This is a genomic window from Sedimentitalea nanhaiensis DSM 24252, from assembly GCF_000473225.1.
GTDB classification, from domain to species: Bacteria; Pseudomonadota; Alphaproteobacteria; order Rhodobacterales; family Rhodobacteraceae; genus Sedimentitalea; species Sedimentitalea nanhaiensis.
The window spans coordinates 1,247,841-1,268,950 of sequence record NZ_KI421509.1 but is presented as its reverse complement, the minus strand read 5'-3'; the positions used below and the strand labels follow the sequence as shown (position 1 = coordinate 1,268,950).

The 21,110-nt window shown below is 62.1% G+C and carries 22 protein-coding genes and 2 tRNA genes; 15 read left to right on the top strand and 9 right to left on the bottom strand.

From position 1 onward, the window contains the following. The first annotated feature begins 3 nt into the window (after positions 1 to 3). Together NANH_RS0107935 and NANH_RS0107930 are read left to right on the top strand one after the other, a co-directional pair. Positions 4 to 573 (top strand): PqiC family protein, encoded by a 570-nt coding sequence (locus NANH_RS0107935; protein ID WP_027261542.1) that lies wholly within the window; start codon positions 4 to 6, stop codon positions 571 to 573. Between the two features lie 61 nt (positions 574 to 634). After that, a tRNA-Leu gene (locus NANH_RS0107930) sits at positions 635 to 721 on the top strand. A gap of 222 nt (positions 722 to 943) precedes the next feature. Here the strand turns inward: NANH_RS0107930 and NANH_RS0107925 are convergent. Next, positions 944 to 1,017 (bottom strand) — tRNA-Ile (locus NANH_RS0107925). A gap of 395 nt (positions 1,018 to 1,412) precedes the next feature. Between NANH_RS0107925 and purM the strand changes: the two genes are divergently transcribed. The 3 genes from purM (at position 1,413) to rnd (ending at position 4,328) form a co-directional block, all read left to right on the top strand. Beyond that, positions 1,413 to 2,459: a phosphoribosylformylglycinamidine cyclo-ligase gene (gene purM, locus NANH_RS0107915; protein ID WP_027261540.1), complete on the top strand. Its 1,047-nt coding sequence runs from the start codon at positions 1,413 to 1,415 to the stop codon at positions 2,457 to 2,459. Beyond that, entirely contained in the window at positions 2,456 to 3,052 is a 597-nt protein-coding gene (gene purN / locus NANH_RS0107910) for a phosphoribosylglycinamide formyltransferase (protein WP_027261539.1), read from the top strand. Before purM ends, purN begins: the two co-directional genes overlap by 4 nt. A gap of 118 nt (positions 3,053 to 3,170) precedes the next feature. After that, complete coding sequence (gene rnd / locus NANH_RS0107905; protein WP_027261538.1) at positions 3,171 to 4,328, top strand: ribonuclease D; 1,158 nt, start codon at positions 3,171 to 3,173, stop codon at positions 4,326 to 4,328. A gap of 17 nt (positions 4,329 to 4,345) precedes the next feature. Here the strand turns inward: rnd and NANH_RS0107900 are convergent, their stop codons facing one another. Beyond that, on the bottom strand, positions 4,346 to 4,861 hold the full coding sequence (locus NANH_RS0107900) for a hypothetical protein (protein ID WP_027261537.1): 516 nt from the start codon (positions 4,859 to 4,861) through the stop codon (positions 4,346 to 4,348). Positions 4,862 to 4,995: 134 nt separating this feature from the next. Between NANH_RS0107900 and NANH_RS0107895 the strand changes: the two genes are divergently transcribed. Further along, positions 4,996 to 5,406 (top strand): SufE family protein, encoded by a 411-nt coding sequence (locus NANH_RS0107895; protein WP_027261536.1) that lies wholly within the window; start codon positions 4,996 to 4,998, stop codon positions 5,404 to 5,406. Positions 5,407 to 5,420: 14 nt separating this feature from the next. Here NANH_RS0107895 and tsaA read toward each other — a convergent pair whose 3' ends face one another. The 3 genes from tsaA to NANH_RS0107880 all read right to left on the bottom strand — a co-directional run bounded on the left by tsaA (position 5,421) and on the right by NANH_RS0107880 (position 7,402). Further along, on the bottom strand, positions 5,421 to 5,900 hold the full coding sequence (gene tsaA, locus NANH_RS0107890) for a tRNA (N6-threonylcarbamoyladenosine(37)-N6)-methyltransferase TrmO (protein WP_027261535.1): 480 nt from the start codon (positions 5,898 to 5,900) through the stop codon (positions 5,421 to 5,423). An 86-nt stretch (positions 5,901 to 5,986) separates the two neighbouring features. After that, on the bottom strand, positions 5,987 to 6,700 hold the full coding sequence (locus tag NANH_RS0107885) for a DUF1638 domain-containing protein (protein WP_027261534.1): 714 nt from the start codon (positions 6,698 to 6,700) through the stop codon (positions 5,987 to 5,989). A 3-nt stretch (positions 6,701 to 6,703) separates the two neighbouring features. After that, positions 6,704 to 7,402: a corrinoid protein gene (locus NANH_RS0107880; protein ID WP_027261533.1), complete on the bottom strand. Its 699-nt coding sequence runs from the start codon at positions 7,400 to 7,402 to the stop codon at positions 6,704 to 6,706. Positions 7,403 to 7,594: 192 nt separating this feature from the next. On the opposite strand from NANH_RS0107880, the gene NANH_RS0107875 reads away from it, so the two are divergent. Then, the gene (locus NANH_RS0107875; RefSeq protein ID WP_245601421.1) at positions 7,595 to 8,692 is read left to right on the top strand and encodes a PA0069 family radical SAM protein; all 1,098 of its coding nucleotides are present in this window, start codon (positions 7,595 to 7,597) and stop codon (positions 8,690 to 8,692) included. Positions 8,693 to 8,851: 159 nt separating this feature from the next. Here the strand turns inward: NANH_RS0107875 and bmt are convergent, their stop codons facing one another. Continuing rightward, on the bottom strand, positions 8,852 to 9,877 hold the full coding sequence (gene bmt, locus NANH_RS0107870) for a betaine--homocysteine S-methyltransferase (protein WP_027261531.1): 1,026 nt from the start codon (positions 9,875 to 9,877) through the stop codon (positions 8,852 to 8,854). Between the two features lie 174 nt (positions 9,878 to 10,051). Beyond that, the gene (locus NANH_RS0107865; RefSeq protein ID WP_027261530.1) at positions 10,052 to 10,369 is read right to left on the bottom strand and encodes a DUF1476 domain-containing protein; all 318 of its coding nucleotides are present in this window, start codon (positions 10,367 to 10,369) and stop codon (positions 10,052 to 10,054) included. A 195-nt stretch (positions 10,370 to 10,564) separates the two neighbouring features. Between NANH_RS0107865 and NANH_RS28795 the strand changes: the two genes are divergently transcribed. The 6 genes from NANH_RS28795 (at position 10,565) to NANH_RS0107835 (ending at position 16,032) form a co-directional block, all read left to right on the top strand. Further along, the gene (locus NANH_RS28795; RefSeq protein WP_027261529.1) at positions 10,565 to 11,020 is read left to right on the top strand and encodes a tellurite resistance TerB family protein; all 456 of its coding nucleotides are present in this window, start codon (positions 10,565 to 10,567) and stop codon (positions 11,018 to 11,020) included. A 108-nt stretch (positions 11,021 to 11,128) separates the two neighbouring features. Beyond that, positions 11,129 to 11,890, top strand: coding sequence for a phosphoribosylaminoimidazolesuccinocarboxamide synthase (gene purC, locus NANH_RS0107855; RefSeq protein WP_027261528.1), 762 nt, complete (start codon positions 11,129 to 11,131; stop codon positions 11,888 to 11,890). Between the two features lie 86 nt (positions 11,891 to 11,976). Then, complete coding sequence (gene purS / locus NANH_RS0107850) at positions 11,977 to 12,207, top strand: phosphoribosylformylglycinamidine synthase subunit PurS (protein WP_027261527.1); 231 nt, start codon at positions 11,977 to 11,979, stop codon at positions 12,205 to 12,207. Next, positions 12,207 to 12,875 (top strand): phosphoribosylformylglycinamidine synthase subunit PurQ, encoded by a 669-nt coding sequence (purQ, locus tag NANH_RS0107845; RefSeq protein ID WP_027261526.1) that lies wholly within the window; start codon positions 12,207 to 12,209, stop codon positions 12,873 to 12,875. The genes purS and purQ overlap by 1 nt, the downstream gene beginning before the upstream one ends. Positions 12,876 to 12,911: 36 nt before the next feature. After that, on the top strand, positions 12,912 to 14,684 hold the full coding sequence (locus tag NANH_RS0107840) for a sensor histidine kinase (protein WP_081710442.1): 1,773 nt from the start codon (positions 12,912 to 12,914) through the stop codon (positions 14,682 to 14,684). 13 nt (positions 14,685 to 14,697) lie between these two features. Next, positions 14,698 to 16,032, top strand: coding sequence for a sigma-54-dependent transcriptional regulator (locus NANH_RS0107835; protein ID WP_027261524.1), 1,335 nt, complete (start codon positions 14,698 to 14,700; stop codon positions 16,030 to 16,032). Here the strand turns inward: NANH_RS0107835 and NANH_RS0107830 are convergent. Then, positions 15,950 to 16,582 carry a hypothetical protein gene (locus tag NANH_RS0107830; protein WP_027261523.1) on the bottom strand — a complete coding sequence of 211 codons (633 nt, stop codon included), beginning with the start codon at positions 16,580 to 16,582 and terminating at the stop codon, positions 15,950 to 15,952. The two genes, NANH_RS0107835 and NANH_RS0107830, sit on opposite strands and share 83 nt — an antisense overlap. 552 nt (positions 16,583 to 17,134) lie before the next feature. On the opposite strand from NANH_RS0107830, the gene NANH_RS0107825 reads away from it, so the two are divergent. Then, complete coding sequence (locus NANH_RS0107825; RefSeq protein ID WP_027261522.1) at positions 17,135 to 19,894, top strand: Rne/Rng family ribonuclease; 2,760 nt, start codon at positions 17,135 to 17,137, stop codon at positions 19,892 to 19,894. Between the two features lie 59 nt (positions 19,895 to 19,953). Here the strand turns inward: NANH_RS0107825 and NANH_RS0107820 are convergent, their stop codons facing one another. Further along, a complete protein-coding gene (locus NANH_RS0107820) occupies positions 19,954 to 20,187 on the bottom strand; it encodes a sulfurtransferase TusA family protein (RefSeq protein WP_027261521.1) in 234 nt (77 codons plus the stop codon). Positions 20,188 to 20,291: 104 nt separating this feature from the next. Here NANH_RS0107820 and NANH_RS0107815 point away from each other — a divergent pair, with 104 nt between their 5' ends. After that, a complete protein-coding gene (locus NANH_RS0107815) occupies positions 20,292 to 21,044 on the top strand; it encodes a cytochrome c biogenesis CcdA family protein (RefSeq protein ID WP_027261520.1) in 753 nt (250 codons plus the stop codon). Positions 21,045 to 21,110: the final 66 nt, after the last annotated feature.

Genomic DNA, 21,110 nt, shown 5'->3' with positions numbered 1-21,110 from the left:
GCCATGACCGCCCTGTTTCGTGCCTGCCTGTTTGCCGCCCTCCCCTTGTCGCTTGTCGCTTGTGGTGAAACGGCGGGGCGCTATATGCTCGACACTCCGGCGACGCAACAACGGACGCGGGTTCCGGTGTCGCGCATCGAAGTGCGCGATGTGACCTTGCCGGACTATGCGTCGGCCTCGGAGATCATGCTGCAATCCGAAGATGGCGCTTTGTTTCCGCTCAAGGGGGCGATCTGGGCCGACGATCCGATGCGGGCCGTGACCCTGGCGCTGGCGCGCAACCTGGACACGGTCACGACGGCGACGGTTGCGGGAGAGCCCTGGCCGCTGGATGCCTATCCGGACGTGCGGATCGATACCCGGATCGAACGCATGGTGGCGCGGGCGGACGGGCAGTTCGAACTGTCCGGGCAATATTCCATCGCCGCCCCCGATCAGGCGGTGCGCGAGTCGATCAACCGGTTCCAGATCCTGCAACCGCTGAGCGGAAACACGCCCGTTGCCGTGGCCCAGGCCACCAGCGCGGCGCTGCTGACCCTGTCCCAACAGATCGCGGCGCGGTTGCGGCGCTGACGCCTGGATGAAAATCGGGGGTTGAGGCCAAAGGCCGGTCTGCTCTACTAGGGAAACTGACGCGGGCGTGATGGAATGGTAGACATACCAGACTTAAAATCTGTTGGGCCTTGTGCCCGTGTGGGTTCGAGTCCCACCGCCCGCACCAGTTTAATTTTATAAATCAATATCTTGCGGTGTTCTTCCACGGTTTCCTTCCCCCTCTGGGGGGCGGTGCATTCATCTTTAATGCGCTAGCAAATGGAAACCTGTCGCAGTTCAGCATGCTGGGTATGGTCGGCGGGCCCCCCCCATCGGGCGCAGCGAAACGGACCAAAAGGCCAAACACAGGACAGGGATTTGTGGGGCTCACCTATTTGTGGGGCTCACCTAGGGGATGAGGGACTTGAACCCCCAGCCAAAGCGTTATGAGCGCTCTGCTCTAACCAATTGAGCTAATCCCCCAGGAGCAGGCGTTGAGTACAGCAATGCCGTCACAACGCCAAGGGCGGTCGATGTTCTGACCGTATTTCTTGCTGGCGGGTTAATTGGCAAGCCCTGTCAGCAAGGATCGTCGCGGTTTTCCAGTCTCAGGGCCAAAGGCCGGTCGTCTGGATCAACCCATCGTCAAGTGTATGCCCAACAACCGGGAGCCGGTCCCCAGCCGAGGCAACAGAGGCGATCCGCTCTTCGCAAACAAGAGCGTCAGGCCCGTCTCGGAGATTGGGTATCACGATGGGCGGGGAGGTCAAGAGGGCGCGCGACAAGAGCATCTGTGTTGCAAGCCGGCGCGCAATGCACTAGGCCCGCGCGCAAGCGAGCAAAGAGGCCCGCGCGCACGCGACAAAGAGGATTGCCCCATGAGCACCGGAAAGAACGGGATCACCTATGCCGAGGCGGGGGTGGATATCGACGCGGGCAACGCGCTGGTCGAACGGATCAAACCGGCGGCCAAACGCACCGTCCGGCCCGGCGTGATGAGCGGGCTTGGCGGATTCGGCGCCCTGTTTGATCTGAAGGGGGCCGGGTATGACGATCCCATTCTGGTGGCGGCCACCGATGGGGTGGGGACCAAGCTGCGCATTGCGATCGACACCGGTGTGGTGGACGGCGTCGGTATCGATCTGGTGGCGATGTGCGTCAACGACCTGGTGTGCCAGGGGGCCGAGCCGCTGTTTTTTCTGGACTATTTCGCCACCGGCAAGCTGGATACCGACACCGCCGCGCGGATCATCGAAGGCATCGCCAATGGGTGCGCGGCATCGGGTTGTGCGCTGATCGGCGGCGAGACGGCGGAAATGCCGGGGATGTATCCGCCGGGCGATTTCGATCTGGCCGGGTTCTCGGTTGGCGCGATGGAGCGCGGCGCGGCCTTGCCCGAAGGTGTGGCGCAAGGGGATGTGCTGCTGGGGCTGGCCAGCGACGGGGTGCATTCCAACGGCTATTCGCTGGTACGCAAGCTGGTAGAGCTGTCGGGGCTGGACTGGGAGGCGGGCTGCCCCTGGGCTGCCGGGACACTGGGTGCGGCCTTGCTGACGCCGACGCGGCTGTATGTGCGCCCGGCGCTGGCGGCGGTGCGGGCCGGGGGGGTGCATGCGCTGGCCCATATCACCGGTGGCGGGTTGACGGAAAACCTGCCGCGGGTTCTGCCCGAAGATCTTGGCGCGACCATCGATCTGGACAGCTGGACACTGCCGGGGGTGTTTGACTGGATGGCCGGTGTCGGCGGCATGGCCGAAGCCGAGATGCTCAAGACGTTCAACTGCGGCATCGGCATGATCCTGGCGGTTCAGGCGGATCGCGCCGAGGTGTTGGGCAATCTGCTGACGCAGGCCGGTGAGACGGTGTATCGCATCGGCACCGTGACCGACCGGCCTGGGGTTGCCTACACGGGTTCGCTGCGTTGAGTCACAAGCGGGTTGCGATCCTGATTTCCGGCGGTGGCTCCAATATGGTTGCGCTGCTGGACAGTATGGTCGGCGACCATCCGGCGCGGCCTTGTCTGGTGCTGTCCAACGAGGCGCAGGCGGGCGGTTTGGCCAAGGCGGCGCAGCGCGGGGTGCCGACGGCTGTGGTGGATCACCGCCCGTTTCAGGGCGACCGCGCGGCATTCGAAGCCGAGCTGATGAAACCGCTTGAGGCCGCGCGGCCCGATATCGTTTGCTGTGCCGGGTTCATGCGCATCCTGACAGGGGGCTTTGTGTCGCGCTGGCAGGGGCGGATGTTGAACATTCACCCGTCGTTGTTGCCGAAATACAGGGGGCTGAACACCCATGCCCGCGCGCTGGCGGCGGGCGACGGCGAACACGGCTGCAGCGTGCATGAGGTGACGGCCGAGCTGGACGACGGGCCGGTCCTGGGACAGGCGCGGGTGCCGGTGCTGGCGGATGACACGCCTGACACCCTCGCCGCGCGGGTGCTGGTACAGGAACACCGGCTGTACCCGCTGGTGCTGCGGCGGTTCGCAACCGGCGACCATACGCCGATCGATCTGGGTTGACACGCTGTCCGGAGGACCGTGGTTTTCAATCGGCGTGGATTGGATTATGACAGAACTGTGAGGGCCCGACCCGGCCTCTTTCACGTGCAACGCATAAATAAGAAACAGAAAAATCCACATGAAGACCATCACCACCACCGAGGACCTGGCCGCGTTTTGCGCCCTGGCACAGCAGCAACCCTATGTGACGGTGGACACCGAGTTCCTGCGTGAGCGGACGTATTATTCGAAACTGTGTCTGGTACAGCTGGCCATGCCGGGCAAGACGGACGACAACGCGGTTCTGGTTGATCCCCTGGCCGACGGCCTGTCGCTGGAGCCGCTGTACGACCTGTTCCGCGATACCGGTGTGGTCAAGGTGTTTCATGCCGCGCGGCAGGATCTGGAAATCTTCTGGGTCGAGGCACATGTTTTTCCCGAGCCGCTTTTTGACACCCAGGTGGCGGCGATGGTCTGCGGCTTTGGCGAGCAGGTCGGTTACGAGACATTGGTGCGCAAGATTGCGCAGGCCTCGGTGGACAAATCCAGCCGGTTCACGGATTGGTCCCGCCGCCCGCTGAGCGACGCGCAGAAGAAATATGCGCTGGCCGATGTCACCCATCTGCGGCAGATCTATGAATTCCTCGCCGCTGAGCTGGAAAAGACCAATCGCGCGCGCTGGGTTGCCGAAGAGTTGCGGATCCTGACCAACCCGGCGACCTATGACATTCAACCCGACGAGGCGTGGAACCGGGTCAAGACGCGGACCAATTCGCCGCGTTTTCTCGCCGTGGTGCGCGAGCTGGCGGCGTTCCGTGAACGGCATGCGCAGGAAAACAATATTCCACGCAACCGGGTCTACAAGGACGATGCGCTGGTCGAAATCGCGTCGATGAAGCCCAGGACCGCATCCGATCTGGGCGGGCTTCGGCTGTTGCTGCGCGAGGCGCGGCGTGGTGCGATTGCCGACGGGATCCTTGCGGCGGTTACGCGCGGGCTGGACTGCCCGCCCGATCAGATGCCCAAACCGGACCGCAGCCGCGAGAAATTGCAGGTCAATCCGGCGCTGGCGGATCTGTTGCGGGTGCTGCTCAAGTCCAAGACGGAAAGTTCGGGCGTGGCGGCCAAGCTGATCGCCCCCAGTGCGGATCTGGACGCCATCGCCGCCGGAATGCGCGATGTGCCGGCGCTGTCAGGCTGGCGGCGCGAGGTTTTCGGCGACGATGCGCTGCGGTTGTGCGATGGCAGGATCGGCTTGGCGGCGCAGGGGCAGTCCGTGGTTGTCGTCGATCTGTAAGGCGGGTCTGGCCGACTTTAGCGGCGTCGCGATTCCATTGCGTTCTGTGCGCCGCGGACCTGCACCTGGTGCACGCCCCGCATCTGCTGGCTGGTGACGGAATAGGCTTCGACCACCTGGCGCGTGCGGTCGCTGCCGACCGGGGTGTTATACTCGGGATAGCTCACCCGGAATTCCAGTTGCAGAACGCCATCCTTGACCTCAGAGCCGGGATCGGTCGGTCGCAGTTCGGCACCATAGACCCCCTGGCGACTGGCCAGTCCTTCGGCCAGGATGATGGATCCGGCGGGCGTCTGTTCGATGCTGAGCTTGGTGACAGAGGCGATCAGCACCGAATTGTCCGCCGCATCGTCCTTGCTTCTGCTGAACAGCCCCTGGCGTTTGGCCGGGATCAACGGGTTCACCGCGGACGGGTTGGCCACGTCAACCGATTCTCCCGGTCCCCAGTTCGACGGGTTGATGCGCGAATCGCGCCAGCCACAGGCGGACAGGGCCAGGCTGGTCGCCAGCAGAATTGTTAGGGTCGTCTTCATGCTATCTCGCCGATTGGAACTGCCTGTCTTTCGACTACCTTATGCGGTGTCGGTTGAAAAGGCGCAAGGCGGGGCTGGACAGGCGCGGGTGGGCGTCATACCTCAAACACACGCACAGATTTGGGGAAAACCGTATGGCCCGCGCCGAATTCGAAGAGATTGTCGAGGATTTCGAGTTCCTGGAGGACTGGGAAGATCGCTATCGCTATGTGATCGAGCGCGGCAAGACTATGGAACCGCTGGATCCGGCGCTGCAGGTTCCCGCGACCAGGGTCCATGGCTGCGCCAGTCAGGTGTGGCTGCATCCGACCATCGAAGACGGCGTGTTCCGGTTTGACGGCGAAAGTGACGCGATGATCGTACGCGGTCTGATCGCGGTGCTGCGCAGCCTGTACAACGGTCTGCCGGTGTCCGAGGTCCCCGGCGTCGATGCGCGGGCGCAACTGGCACGGCTGGGGCTGAACGATCATCTGTCTGCACAGCGCAGCAACGGATTGCGCGCCATGATCGAGCGTATCCGCACCGTGGCGGGCGAACACGCGTGACGATCGGGTGGCTTTTACGACCCCGGTTTGGGCGGGGCCTTGGGTGAAAAGGCGCAGCGATCCGGTTTGATATCGACCAGCGGCGTTCCGTCCAGACAGTCCAGCCCCCGCACGGTCAGCAGAAGCCCCTGGAGTGCCACCAGCGACACCATTGCCGTACCGATCGGATTTGGCCGCACCGGCGAGCGCAGTGCAAAGGTGCCGAACAACTGCCCGTCATGGGCCGGGTTTTGCAGCACCAGATCGCGCCGCGAGTGGTGCAGCCAATAGAGCACCTCTATCCGGTCATATCTTTCCAGTCCGCGCAGCGCCGGCCCCCAGGGCTCAAAGATCTCGATCGTGCATTCGGGTCCATCCGGGCGGCCCTGACGCGGGCAATCCGCGCGTCGCCTCCACGGCGTGTTGATGCGCCCGATGAACCGAAGCGCCGCATCGGTCGGGTGGTCCGTCTCGACGCTCTGTTCGCCGTCGCGTATCGTCTGCTGGTCGGGCATGTGTCTGCGCCTTGTGCCGGTTGAGTCGATTCCGGCACTATGGCACCGGTTGCGCATCGCGGCCAGACGGCTCGGCCCGCGTCGCGTCAGGAGCGGTCCGCCCATGCGGCGAGCGTGGTCTGCAGATCGCCAAAACCGGTCACGCGCCGCTCGAACTCCAGCCCCAGCCGGTTGGCATAGCCCTGCGCGCGGGCGGTCAATTCCGGATTGTCGGTCTGGGCCTGATAGACCAGCTTGGTGTAATTGCCGAAATACATCTCGCGCAATTCCGGATGCCGGTCCAGCCCCAGCGGTTTCCAGATGAAAGAGTCGAACTGTCGGGCCAGGAAGTCTGTCAGGTAAAACGCCGTCGTTTCATCGTCCAGATGTTGTGCGAAACGGTCGTTGCCTTCGTAGAAGGAATAGCAATGCGGACCCTGCACCATTTCCACGCCCAGCCGGTCGCAGGCCTGTTGCAGCTGGCCGCCGGTGCCGCAATCCGCATAGACCACATAGATCTTGTCGTAGATGGCGCTGTTCCTGCCAATCAGGGCCTCGACCGAGGCGGTGATCTGGTCGGGGTGATTGTGCAGGATGGCGGGCAGGCAGGTCAGATCCATGTGATCCCAACCGCCTTGTTTCTTCAGCTGCAGGATTTCGCGGGCCAGCGCGCCGCAGGCGATCAGCAGGATCCGCCCCGATTTTCGCGTCGGCGCGGCAAGCCCCGCTTCGGTCAGGCTTTGGTCATCCAGAGTAGTTCCGGTGGGCGGGCGCGCGGACGCCCGCCGGGCAGGGCGGTCGGCGCTGCGCCGCCGCACCATGGCTCAGGCGCTCAGGCTGTTGTGCTTGCGACCGACGAAGTCCTTGGCCGTTTCCACGGCCACGGCCGCATCGCGGCAATAGGCATCGGCCCCGATGGCCTTGCCGAATTCCTCGTTCAGCGGCGCACCGCCCACCAGCACGATGTAGTCCTCGCGCTTGCCCTGTTCGATCAGCGTGTCGATGACCACTTTCATATACGGCATGGTGGTGGTCAGCAGGGCGGACATGCCCAGGATATCGGGCTGTTCGGTTTCCAGCGCTTCCAGATAGTTTTCAACCGGGTTGTTGATGCCCAGGTCGACCACCTCGAAACCGGCGCCTTCCATCATCATGCTGACCAGGTTCTTGCCGATGTCGTGAATGTCGCCCTTGACGGTTCCGATCACCATCTTGCCGACACGTGGGGCGCCGGTTTCGGCCAGCAGCGGCTTGAGAATCGCCATGCCGCCCTTCATCGCGTTGGCGGCGAGCAGCACCTCGGGTACAAACAGGATACCGTCGCGGAAGTCGGCCCCGACGATGGTCATGCCTCCAACCAGGGCTTTGGTCAGGATGTCATAGGGGGCCCAATTGCGCGCCAGAAGAATGTTGACGCCTTCCTCGATCTCTTCGCGCAGACCGTCATAAAGGTCGTCGAACATCTGTTGGACCAGTTCTTCGTCGTCCAGTTCCGACAGGATGATGTCATCTTCTTCCGACATGCGTGCGATTCCTTGATGTGCGGGGAAGACCCCCGGATGTCCGTCCTGCGGTTCTTTTTGCCAAAAGGTCGCGTTTTAACTGCGTTGATTGCGACATCGGCGGCGCTGCAACCGACCTATACTGTCGAATTCGGGCGATTGATAATGAAGTTCTTGCATGGAAATTATCGAGTTGTTGATGATGTTCATCAAATGTTCTATTTTAGGCGTATGCAATCGGAAACGGAAATCGACAAGGCGCGGCGTCGCGGGCGCGGGGCGGTCAGCAATGCCAGCGGGCGGTTCGATCTGTCGCGCACCGAAGAGAATGACGGTTGGGAGATCGCCGAGGAGCGGGATGGATTTTGCACACAGGTCAGCGAGGAACGGGTGCGCAGCCTGATCACCTGGAACCGCTCGCCTGACCTGCCGTTTGATCGCTCGATCAACCCCTATCGCGGCTGTGAACACGGGTGTGTCTACTGTTTTGCGCGACCCAGCCATGCCTATCTTGGGCTGTCGCCCGGGTTGGATTTCGAAACCCGGCTGGTGGCGCGGCCCAATGCCGCCGAGGTGCTTGATCGCGAACTGCGCTCCAGGCGGTATCTGGTGGCCCCGATTGCGGTCGGGACCAACACGGACCCCTATCAACCGATTGAGAAGGAGCACGAAATCATGCGCGCCTGCCTGCAGGTGTTGGCACGGTTCAACCATCCGGTGGCGATTGTCACCAAGGGCACGCTGATTGAGCGCGATATCGATATTCTGGCACCAATGGCGGCGCGGGGGCTGGCGCGGGTCGGAATTTCGATGACGACGCTGAATGCCGGACTGAGCCGTCGGATGGAGCCGCGCGCGCCATCGCCCGACCGGCGGCTGCTGACCATCCGCAGGCTGGTGCGGGCGGGTATTCCGGTGCGGGTGATGACCTCGCCGATCGTACCCGGTCTGACCGATCACGAGATCGAGTCGCTGCTGGCTGCCGGGGCAGAGGCGGGGGCCGATGCGGCCAGCTGGATCATGCTGCGTTTGCCTCGTGAAGTATCGCCGTTGTGGCAGGAATGGCTGGCCGAACATGAACCGGGGCGCGCGGCCAAGGTGATGGCCCGGCTGCGCGAGATGCACGGCGGCAAGGACTATGACGCCCGGTGGGGTCACCGGATGCGGGGCGAAGGACCCTATGCCGAGATGATCGGGAAACGGTTTCGGGCCGCGGCGCGACGCCACGGGCTGGATGGCCCGACCGCGCCGTTGCGTTGCGATCGGTTTCGAAAACCGGCACAGGTCGGGGATCAACTGGCGCTGTTTTGACTGCGAAATGTACGATTCGGCAGATGCGCCGCTTGGCCGATCCGGTGATTTCAATGGCTTGCAGAGATTTGTTTCGCGCGCGAAACAATCGGAAAATGATACCTGTTTTCAGATCGTTAAGCGGCAGTCCTCATGTATCGTGCTGCACGCAACGGATGGTCAGCTGCGGCGGCGGCCCCGGCGTTCGCGTTTCGGGGCCACATCGTCGCCGGTGCCGTCGCCCGCGGACGAGAACGCGCCCAGGGCGGCGGTGATCTGGTCCAGCGTCGGGGCATCGCCACGCGGGCGGGTGTCCAGGGCTTCGCGCATGTGGCGCAGGTGCTCGGGCATGGTCCCACAGCAGCCGCCGATGATCCTGGCACCGCAATCGCGCGCCATCGCGGCATAGTCGCCCATCAGCTCTGGCGTGCCGTCATAATGGATGTGACCATCGACATATTTCGGGATACCGGCGTTGCCTTTGGCGATCAGGGCGCGCTGGGTGCCGATTTCCTTGGCTTGTGTGGCAAACCCCAGCAGCGTGCGCAGCAGGTCTGATGCACCGGTGCCGCAATTGGCCCCGAAGGCCAGCGGCGCGGGGTCGAGTTCCTCGACCAATTTCACCATGTCGGCCGAGGTCACGCCCATCATGGTGCGCCCGGCGGTGTCAAAGCTCATCGTGCCGCACCAGGGCATGTCCGCCAGGGCAAAGGCTTCGGCGGCAGCGCGATATTCTTCGGGGGCGGAAATCGTTTCCAGCCACAGCACATCGGCGCCGCCCTCTTTCAGCCCGTCGGCCTGTTCGTGGAACATTTCGACCGCAACGGCGTGCGACAGGGTGCCGACCGGCTGCATGATTTCACCGGTAGGGCCGACCGAGCCCGCGACGATTACTGGGCGCGCGGCCTTGTCCGCCACGTCGCGGCCCAGCTCGGCACCGACCCGGTTGAGTTCGCGCACGCGTTTCTGACCGTCGTGCAGTTTCAGACGCGATGCGTTGCCGCCAAAGGTGTTGGTCAGGAACAGATCGCTGCCCGCATCCACCGCGCCCTTGTACAGGGCGGTGATCTTGGCGGGTTCGTCGACATTCCAGAACTCGGGCGCATCTCCCGACATCAGCCCCATGTTGAACAGGTTGGTGCCGGTGGCGCCGTCCGCGAGGATGACATCAAGGCGGTCGAGCATGGTTTGAAATGCGCAGGTCATGGCGAACAGTCCTTTTGCCGTGCGCCAAAGAGGCACCCGTTCAGCGCCGGTTTGTCACAGCGGGGTGCGCGCGGCAAATCGGAATTTTTCAACTTGATTATGAATATGGCACGTCCAAGGACCGGCCCGCATATCCGGGCCGGCGCGGGGCCGGTGCCCGTCCGGGGTGGCCGGCTACTTGAGTTCCTGCATCAGCTGGGCTTTGGCGACCTGCATCAATTCGTCCATTTTCGTGCGGATCGTCTCGGGGCTGGATTTGTCACCGAGATCCGCCGCAACCTTGCGCACCACGTCCTCGTGTCCGGCTTCCTCGAAATCGGCCAGAACCACGGTCTTGGCATAGGCTTCGGCCTCGTCGCCGGTCTTGCCCATCAGATCGGCCGCCCACAGCCCGGTCAGCTTGTTGCGCCGTGCTTCGGCCTTGAACTGCATTTCTGCGTCATGGGCGTATTTGGCTTCGAACGCCTGTTCACGATCGTCGAATGTGGTCATGGATCCGTATCCTCTGGGGTTGGCCTCGGTGGGCAAAGATATGACCATCGCGACCCGCACGCGCAAGTGCCATTTCTGCGGCAAACCGGCCCGGCGGTCCTGGCGTGCGCCACGGGTTTTTCGCTTCGGTGCCTCATTTATGCCGGGATGTGCGACAAGTCTGACATATCTGGTGAGGTGCCGAGGGGGTGGAACATGGGACTATTTTCAAGGCTGCGCAGCGACGATACCGGGCCCGCGGATCAGGCCAGCGAAGTGGCGCGCAGCGTTCTGTCGATGCCGTTTCTGATCGCGGCGGCGGATGGCCGGATGGACGATACCGAGTTGCACCAGATACTGAACATCAGCACCTATAGTCCGATTTTTCTGTCCATCGGAGTCGAACGGACGCTGATCCTGGCGCGCGATATCGTGCGCCAGTTGCGCGCCGAGGGCGGGCAAAAGGTCTTTGAACGCGCGGCAGCGTCGCTGAGCCCGGAGCTGCGCGAAACCGCTTTGTGTTTCGCCATTCGCATCGCGCTGGCCGATGGACGGCTGGATCCCGGCGAACAGGAGATGCTGATTGCCATGGCCAAACGCCTTGAGATTGCAGAGGCGCGGTGCATCCAGATCTTTGAAGTCATCGCCATGATGCAACGGCCCGCAGGCTAGGCATGGGAACCGGCCCGTGGCGCATTGCTTGCGGGATTGCGGGCCTTGCACTATAGCGGCGCCAAGAGTCCGGGATTCCTCCGGTCGTCCTATCCCAAGGGGCTGTACATGGCGCGTCGCAAGAAAATCTATGAAGGCAAAGCCAAGATCCTGTATGAAGGCCCTGAACCGGGCACGATCGTGCAGTATTTCAAGGACGATGCCACCGCGTTCAACGCCGAAAAGAAAGATGTGATCGACGGCAAGGGTGTGTTGAACAACCGCCTGAGCGAGTTCTTCATGACCGGGCTGAACACCATCGGTGTGCCGACTCATTTTATTCGACGTCTCAACATGCGCGAACAGCTGGTGCGCAGCTGCGAGATCATTCCGCTGGAGATCATCGTACGCAACTTTGCCGCCGGGTCGATGTCCAAGCGTCTGGGTATCGAAGAGGGCACCCAGCTGCCGCGTCCGATTGTCGAATATTGCTATAAGGACGACGCGCTGGGCGATCCGCTGGTCACCGAAGAGCATATCGCGGCCTTTGGCTGGGCCAGCCAGCAGGACATGGACGACGTGCTGAGCCTGGCGCTGCGGGTGAATGATTTCCTGTCCGGCGTGATGCTGGCGGTCGGTATCCGGCTGGTGGATTTCAAGATCGAGATCGGCCGGGTCTATGACGGCGATTTCCAGCGCCTGATCATTGCTGACGAAATCAGCCCGGACAGCTGTCGTTTGTGGGATATCGAGACTGGCCAGAAGCTGGACAAGGATGTGTTCCGCCGCGATCTGGGCAGTCTGACGGATGCCTATTCCGAGGTGGCGCGCCGGTTGGGGGTTCTGCCCAAGAACAACGGTCCGGTGACCAAACCGACGCTGATCAACTGAGCCGGTCGGCCCCGCAACGGGCCGGACAGCACGAGCATTTACCAAATGGAAGCGGCATTTGCGCGCTTTGACCAGGGGACGACAAGATGAAGGCACGGGTGCATGTGATGCTGAAGAACGGGGTTCTTGATCCGCAGGGTGAGGCGGTGCGCCACGCATTGGGGGCGATGGGTTTTGGCGGTGTGACCGGCGTGCGCCAGGGCAAGGTGATCGAACTAGACCTGGCCGAGGGCGCATCCGAGGCGGACGTCGCCGAGATGTGCGAAAAGCTGCTGGCCAATACGGTGATCGAATCCTATCAGGTCGAGATGCTCTGATGCGCGCCGCTGTCGTCGTTTTTCCCGGATCGAACTGTGATCGCGATCTGGCGGTGGCGTTTTCCGCCGCCGGGGCCGAGGTCACCATGGTGTGGCACAAGGACAGCGCGCTGCCCGATGGCGTGGACATTGTCGGCATTCCGGGCGGGTTTTCCTATGGCGACTATCTGCGCTGCGGCGCCATCGCGGCGCAGTCGCCGATTTGTCGCGCGGTCAAGGCGCATGCGGACCGCGGCGGCTATGTTCTGGGGGTGTGCAATGGCTTTCAGGTTCTGACCGAAACCGGCATTCTGCCCGGTGCGCTGTTGCGCAACGCGGGGTTGAAGTACATTTGCAAAACCGTTGAATTAAAAGTGGAAACATCCGATAGCGCCTTTACCGACGGGTACAATCAGGGTGACGTGATCGGTATTCCGGTGGCGCATCATGACGGCAACTATTTCGCGGATCAGGCGACTTTGGCCGAACTGCGCGAGCAGGACCGCGTGGCGTTCCGCTATGTCGACAATCCAAACGGAGCCGCAGACGATATTGCCGGGATCCTGTCGCCGAACCGCCGGGTTCTGGGGATGATGCCGCACCCGGAAAGGGCGGCGGATGTTCGCCATGGCGGCACCGACGGGGCGGCGATGTTCCGCAATCTGGCCGGGGTCATGACGGCGGCGTGACTTGAGCGCAGGGCGCGAGGCGCGTAGCCTGTGGCCATGAAAATGCCAGTCACGCCAAAGCCACCGATTTCCGGCTGGCCGCGATCCGATGGGATCAGCTGGCGCGTCAGGCTTGCGCTGGTGTTGTTGCTGGTCATTGCGGTGGCGACGATCTGGGTGACAAACCGGCTGATGACCGACCGGTTTACCGAGAGCACAAGTAACCGCTCTGATCTGCGGCTGACGCTGTACACCGGCAATCTTCAGGCCGAGCTGAGCCGCAATGCCGTGCTGCCGCTGTTGTTGTCGCGGGACCCGACATTGATCGGGGCGCTGAATTCGAACGACTTCAGTCAGTCCACGCAGCGGCTGATTTCCTTTGTCGAGGAGATCGGGGCGGCGTCGCTGATGCTGCTCGATATCGATGGGCGCACTGTCGCCGCCACCGATCGCAACCGGTTGGGGTCGCTGCATCGCAACGCGGCCTATTTCGTCGAGGCGATCCGATCCAACACAACCGCTTTTTCTGTCATCGAGCGGGAATCCGGTGGATTCAGATTTTTCTATTCGCGGCTGGTCGAGAGCGGTGGCACCAAATTGGGCGCCATCGTTGTCGAGGTCGATCTGAGGCAGTTTGAAGGCACATGGGGTGGCATTTCGGATGCGGTAATGGTGGCCGACAGCACCGGGCGCATCATCTTGTCCACCGAGTCGCGCTGGCGCGGTCTGAAGGAGGATGAGGCACTGCAGCGCGAGACGCCGCAAAGCGCCATAGAGCGCGCCATCCGGGCCACCGCGGATTGGAGTGCGTTGCCGGTCGAGGCCTATCTGCAAGGCGAGGCGGTGATGCGCCGCGAAAAGCTTATCCCTTTCCAAGGGTGGCGGATGACATTGTTTACCACCTATTCTTCGATCCGCGAGCGGGTGAACAGCATTCTGGCGCTCGAAATCATGGGATTCGCCATTTTGCTGGCGCTGGTTTTTTACGCCCTCAGCCGCCGTACGGCGCTGCGCATGGCCTTATTTCAGCGCGAGTCGGCAGAGTTGCGCGCATTGAACAAGCGGTTGCAGCGGGAAGTTGCCGAGCGCGAACGGGTCCAGGAGACGCTGGCGGTCACGGAACAGACGCTGGCGCAATCCAGCAAGCTGGCGGCGCTTGGGGAAATGTCGGCGGCTGTCAGCCACGAACTGAACCAGCCGCTGGCCGCCATGAAGACCTATCTGGCCGGAGCGCGACTGCTGTTGCGGCGCAATCGCCCCGAAGAAGCACTGTCGTCCTTTGGTCGGATCGACGATCTGATCGAACGGATGGGGGCCATCACGCGGCAGTTGAAATCCTATGCCCGCAAGGGCGGAGACAGTCTGGCGCCGGTGAACATGGGGGACGCGCTGGCATCATCCCTGTCGATGATGGAGCCGCAGCTGCGTCAGAGACAGGTGCAGATCACGCGTATCCTGCCGGATCATCAGGTCTGGGTGATGGGGGACAGATTGCGTATCGAGCAGGTTCTGGTCAACCTCTTGCGCAATGCGCTGGACGCCACCAAATCGGTCAACGACCCCGAGGTCGAGATTATTCTGGCCGCAGGCGAGACAGCGACGCTGACGGTGCGGGACAATGGCGACGGGGTCGAGGATCTGGAGTCTCTGTTCGAGCCGTTCTATACCACCAAGCGGCCCGGCGATGGCGTAGGTCTGGGGCTGGCGATCTCGTCGGGGATCGTGAACGATCTGGGAGGGCGGCTGTCCGCGCGCAATGCACGCGGTGGAGGGGCCGTATTTGAGATGCGGTTGCCGACAATGGAAACCGGCGTAGAAGCTGCTGAATGACAGGGGTTTGAAGATGGCACAGGCCATGAAGATCGCGATTGTGGATGACGAGCAGGACATGCGCCAGTCGATCAGCCAGTGGCTGGCCCTGTCCGGGTACGATACCGAAACGTTTTCCTGCGCCGAAGACGCGCTCAAGACATTGGGCCCCGAATATCCGGGGATCGTGATATCGGACATCAAGATGCCCGGAATGGACGGGATGCAGTTTCTGAAGAAACTGATGGGCAGCGACAGCGCGTTGCCGGTCATCATGATCACCGGCCATGGCGATGTGCCGATGGCCGTCGAGGCGATGCGTGTCGGAGCCTTTGACTTTCTGGAGAAACCTTTCAATCCGGACCGCATGTCCGAGCTGGCCAAGCGGGCCACCGGGGCGCGTCGTCTGGTGTTGGATAACCGTGCCCTGCGCCGCGAGCTGAGCGACGGCAATCAATTGATGAACAAGCTGATCGGCGCCAGCCCGGTGATGGAACGTCTGAAAGAGGATATTCTGGATCTGGGGCAGGCAGATGGCCATGTGCTGATCGACGGCGAAACCGGCACCGGGAAAACGCTTGTGGCGCATGCGCTGCATGCGGTGGGCAGCCGGGCGGGCAAGAAATTTGTGCTGGTCAGCTGCGCCGCGCTGGAAGAAGAAGCCCTGTCCAAACGCCTGTTTGGTCCGATGCAGCCCGAAGATGGCCAGCTGCCCGCCATGGAAGAGGCCCGCGGCGGCACGCTGGTGCTTGAGGATATCGAGGCGTTGGGCGATCTGTTGCAGGCCCGGTTGCTGAGCGTGATCAACCAACAGGGATCACCGGCCGAAACCCGATTGGTCGCGATTTCCAATTTGCAGGAGGCGGGGCGCACCTGCGAAGACGCCTTGCGGCCGGATCTGTTCTATCGCCTTGCGGCGCTGCGCATCACCGTGCCGCCGCTGCGTCAACGTGGCGAGGATATTCTGACCCTGTTCACGCGGTTGTCGGAACAGTTTTCGGATGAATACGGTTGTGACACGCCGCAGGTCAGCGCCCAGGAGGCGGCGCAGCTGTTGCAGGCCCCCTGGCCGGGCAATGTGCGTCAGCTCATCAACATTGCCGAGCGCGCGGTTCTGCAATCGCGTCGGGGCAGTGGCACTATTGCGTCGCTGTTGATGTCCGACCACGAGGAAATGCAGCCGGTGATGACCACCGAAGGCAAGCCGCTTAAGGAATATGTCGAAGCGTTCGAGCGGATGTTGATCGACAACACAATGCGACGTCACAAAGGCAGTATTGCCGCGGTCATGGACGAATTGTGCCTGCCGCGCCGGACCCTGAACGAGAAGATGGCGAAATACGGGTTGCAGCGGTCAGACTACCTGTAAACTGCCGCCGGGTCATTGGAACGGATTGGCGGGCGGGCGGGTGCACCAGAGCCGCCGCTGACCGTGGATCACGCCAGTATCGCAGCCAGGCCGACGCCGCCGGTTTCAGCCCCTCATTGCGCAGGTTGAGCGAGAGGCGTTGTACAGTTTTCAGGTGGGCCGACAGTCCGGTACGGGCTGTGGTGTTGCTGGTTTCGTCAAAGCAATCGTCCGGTGAATTCAGCAAGAAGCGAGGGGAGCTGACGTCAGGAAGTACGTCGTTTTTCAGCTGTGCGCCATTTGCCATTGCCGAGATACAGATCGTATCCCATTCGGTCCCGGTCAACCGGCGCATATAACACTGCCAGACCGGCGCAACACCCACGCCAATCCAGCTTGATAGACGGTTGCGTGTCGGGCTTGCTCCGGATTGACTGACCCCGTTGGCGACATAATTCGACACAACGCCGGTGTCGATGCCGATGCCGATGCCGAGAAAATAGCGCAAATCGACCGGGCGCGGCAACGGGGTCCTGGCCGTCGCCGAACCCGATAGGATGGCGAAAAACACGCGGGTTTCAGGGCGGGGGCAGGCGTGGCGGGCAAAGTGGAGCAGATTTGCAAAGGGGTGTCCGAATAGGTGTCCAACGGTAGGAAAGAGCCGATCTGCGACGGAAGGTAAGATTGGAATTTACAACTTATGGGCGATTTTGCGGTCACATAATACAGAATACCCATTGTCTTTCCGGTGTTGGTGCCCTTATGTTGACAGAATGGACCTTTCGCATCCGAGCGACAGAAGATCCAGTTTGAGTTTCGCTGTTTCAGACATGCGCAGACAGATGTTCCGCAAGGCTGAACAGACCGATTGGGTTCCGCAAGGAGCCGTTGAAATGCCTTTGCCGCACGTTGCTGGGGCGAAGGATTAGAATGGGCAGGCATGGGAGCGTCCCGCCTGTCGGAGAAGAACCGCGATGACGCGCGCGCACGCATTGAGAAAATCGGCAGGGGGGTGCAAAGCCCGGCCCTGCCGCGCGGCGTCTGACATCGCCCTGACAAGACACCATCCCAAACGCGCGCGCCCGCCTGGGCGTGACCGTTTGCGAGCGTGCACCAAGGATACATGGCTAAGAAAATGCTTATCGATGCCACCCACGCGGAAGAAACCCGCGTCGTGGTGGTGGACGGAAACAAGGTCGAGGAGTTCGATTTTGAATCCGAGAACAAACGCCAGCTTGCAGGCAATATCTATCTTGCAAAGGTAACGCGGGTCGAACCCTCACTGCAGGCGGCTTTTGTGGACTATGGCGGGAATCGCCACGGGTTCCTGGCGTTTTCTGAAATCCATCCGGATTATTACCAGATTCCCGTCGCCGACCGCGAGGCGCTGATGGAGGAAGAGCGCGCCTATGCCGAGGCCATCAAGGCGCACGATGAAGAAGAAGAGAAAAAACCCACCCGGTCCCGCCGGACCCGGTCGCGCAGTAAGACGCAGGCGGCAGATGCGCCGTCCGGCGACGCGCGGGTGACCAAAGAGGTCGATGCCGAAATTACCGGCATGGAAACGATCGACCTGACCGAGGAAGAACCGCAGGAAGGGGCTGCGGTGGATACGCCCGAGGGCACCTCGCCGATGGAACGGGTCGCGGACACGCCGGTGGAGGCACCGCAGGATGACACGGTCGAAACATCTGCCGAGGATGAGGCCGATTTCGATGGCGCGCCTGACGACGATCCTGAAGATGATGACGAAGCCCGAAGCAGCACTGCATCGGACAAGGACGACAGCATTGAATCGGTTGCCGACGAGGACGATATCGAAGATATCCGTCCGCCGCGTAAACCGCGTCCGCGCCGCTATAAGATCCAGGAAGTCATCAAGGTGCGTCAGATCCTGCTTGTGCAGGTGGTCAAGGAAGAACGCGGCAACAAGGGGGCTGCGCTGACGACTTACCTGTCGCTGGCAGGGCGATATTGCGTACTGATGCCCAATACGGCCCGTGGCGGCGGCATTTCGCGCAAGATCACCAACGCGGTGGATCGCAAGAAACTGAAGGAGATCGCCAGCGAGATCGAGGTGCCCAAGGGCGCGGGGCTGATCGTGCGCACGGCAGGGGCGAAACGCACCAAGGCCGAGATCAAACGCGATTACGAGTATTTGCAACGGCTTTGGGAACAGATCCGGGAACTGACGCTGAAATCGATCGCGCCGGCCAAGATCTATGAAGAGGGCGACCTGATCAAACGCTCGATTCGCGATTTGTACAATCGCGAGATCGACGAGGTGTTCGTCGAGGGCGAGCGCGGCTATCGCATCGCCAAGGACTTCATGAAAATGATCATGCCGTCCCACGCGAAGAATGTGAAACAGTACAGCGAGCCGATGCCGCTGTTTGCGCGCTATCAGGTGGAAAGCTATCTCGGGGCGATGTTCAACCCGACGGTGCAATTGAAATCCGGTGGTTACATCGTGATCGGCGTGACCGAGGCCCTGGTGGCAATCGACGTGAACTCGGGGCGGGCGACCAAGGAAGGCAGCATCGAAGAGACGGCGCTGAAAACCAACCTGGAGGCCAGCGATGAGGTGGCCCGGCAATTGCGCCTGCGCGATCTGGCGGGTCTGATCGTGATCGATTACATCGATATGGACGAGCGCAAGAACAACGCCGCCGTGGAAAAACGTTTGAAAGATCGGTTGAAAACGGACCGCGCGCGCATCCAGGTCGGTCGTATCAGCGGTTTCGGCCTGATGGAAATGTCCCGTCAGCGTCTACGACCGGGGATGATCGAAGCGACGACCCAACCCTGCGCGATCTGCCATGGTACAGGCTTGATCCGGTCCGATGACAACATGGCGCTGTCGATCCTGCGCCAGATCGAAGAGGAAGGTGTGCGGCGGCGCAGCCGCGAGGTTCTGGTCAAGTGCCCGGTCAACATTGCAAACTTTCTGATGAACCAGAAACGCGAGCACGTGGCGCAAATCGAAGGGCGCTATGGGTTGTCGGTCCGCATCGAAGGCGATCCGCATCTGGTCAGCCCCGATTTTGCAATCGAGAAGTTCAAGACGGCGTCGCGTGTGGTGCCGGTGGCCAGCGCGCCGGTCGTGTCGGTGGACACGTCCCTGATGGATCAGATCGACGCGGACGAGGGGGACGCCGAGGCCGAGATCGAAGAGGAAGCCGTTTCGGTCACGCCCGAGGACGATTCGGAGGCCCGGCCCAAGCGCAAACGGCGTCGTCGCCGGCGGCGCAGCAGCAAGTCCGGCAGCACGGTGAACGGTGCGGATACAGAGGACACTGGTTCCGACGACGCGTCGGTTTCCGTGACCGGCGAGGCCGAAGACACGGAGGCCCCCAAACCGGAGGCGGCTGTCGTGACGGCAGAAGAAGAGGTCCAGCCCGAGGTTCAGGCGGAGGTGCCGGTCAAGAAGCCGCGCAAGAGCCGTTCGCGTGCCAAGGCTACCAAACCGGTCGAAGCCGAGGTCGGGTCAGAGGCTGAAGCCGACGCTATGCCAGACGCCGCCAAGGCCAGCGATGAGAAGCCAAAGCCGATCCGCACCCGGCGCAAGCCCGCGGCCAAGGCGAAGAAGGCGGAACCCGCAACCGAGCCGACAGTGGCAGAGCCAGAGATGGAAACAGCTGTGGCAGACCCCGTTGCCGAGCCCGTTTCGGCGGAACCAGCGGCCGTGGAACCCGAAGCCACGCCGGAACCGGTTGCTGCCCAAGCTCCGGCAGCGGTCGAAGCAATGCCTGAGTCAGCTGTGACTCCTGAACCTGCGCAAGAGGTCGCGCCTGCGGCCGAGGAGGTGCTGGAGGAGGTGGCAGTGGCCACTCAGGACCCGGACAAGCCAAAGCGGCGCGGATGGTGGTCTTTGGGCAACTGACCCATTGAGCCGAACAACGACACAGTTTTGAGAAAGGCGGGCCAACGGGTCCGCCTTTTCTATTTGCCCTTGCGGATCAGATAGATTTGGTGCGGCCCGTCATCGCGTTGGGACAGCAGTTCATGGCCCGCTTCCGCGCAGAAATGGGGCACGTCCACAATGGCTGCGGGATCGTCGGCCAGCATCTGCAGAACTGCGCCCCGGGGTAAGGATTTCAGCCGTTTGCGCGCCTTGAGGACGGGCAGGGGGCAGAGCAGCCCGGTGGCATCGACGGTATCGGTTATCTGGGTCATGCTGCGCAGATATTGCGGATGTTTCAGCCTGTCCACAAGGATGTGACCATTGGCGTCAGCATGGGACCGTGACCTTGCTGTGCGGATCGCCTATCACCTCAGTCATGTTCGGAATAGATATCATAGATGCGGGCCTGTTGCCGGCCATGATCGTTGCGTTGGCGGCTGGGATTGTCAGCTTTCTGTCGCCTTGCGTTTTACCCATTGTGCCTCCCTATCTGGCCTATATGAGCGGCGTGTCGCTGCAGGATCTGGGCAGCGGCAGCGTGGCGCGCAACCGGGCCATGCTGCCGGCGCTGTTCTTTGTGCTGGGCCTGTCCACGGTGTTTTTGCTGTTGGGGTTCACCGCCTCGGTCATCGGGTCGATGTTCCTGCAATTTCAGGGCTGGTTCAATATCATCGCCGGTGTTCTGGTGATGATCTTCGGCGCGCATTTTGTTGGTGTTTACCGGATCGGATTTCTGGATCGCGAAGCGCGCCTCGATGCGGGAGACCGGGGCGGCAGCGCCTTTGGGGCCTATGTGCTGGGGCTGGCCTTTGCCTTTGGCTGGACGCCTTGCATCGGCCCGCAACTGGGCGCGATTCTGTCGCTGGCAGCCTCCGAGGCCTCGGTCGCGCGGGGTACGGCCCTGTTGGCGGTGTATGCGGCGGGGCTGGGAGTGCCGTTCCTGCTGGTGGCGGCGTTCCTGCCGCGTCTCGGTGGGCTGATGGGGTGGATGAAGCGTCACATGGAGCAGATCGAGCGCGCCATGGGGCTTTTGTTGTGGACCATCGGCCTGCTGATGCTGACCGGGGGATTTTCCAGCTTTTCCTATTGGCTGCTCGAACAGTTCCCCGCCCTGGCGACGCTGGGCTGATCCGGTCGCATTGCACCTTACTCTTGTCGACAATACAGGCTAGGGTTGTGTCAGGGCTTGAGGGCA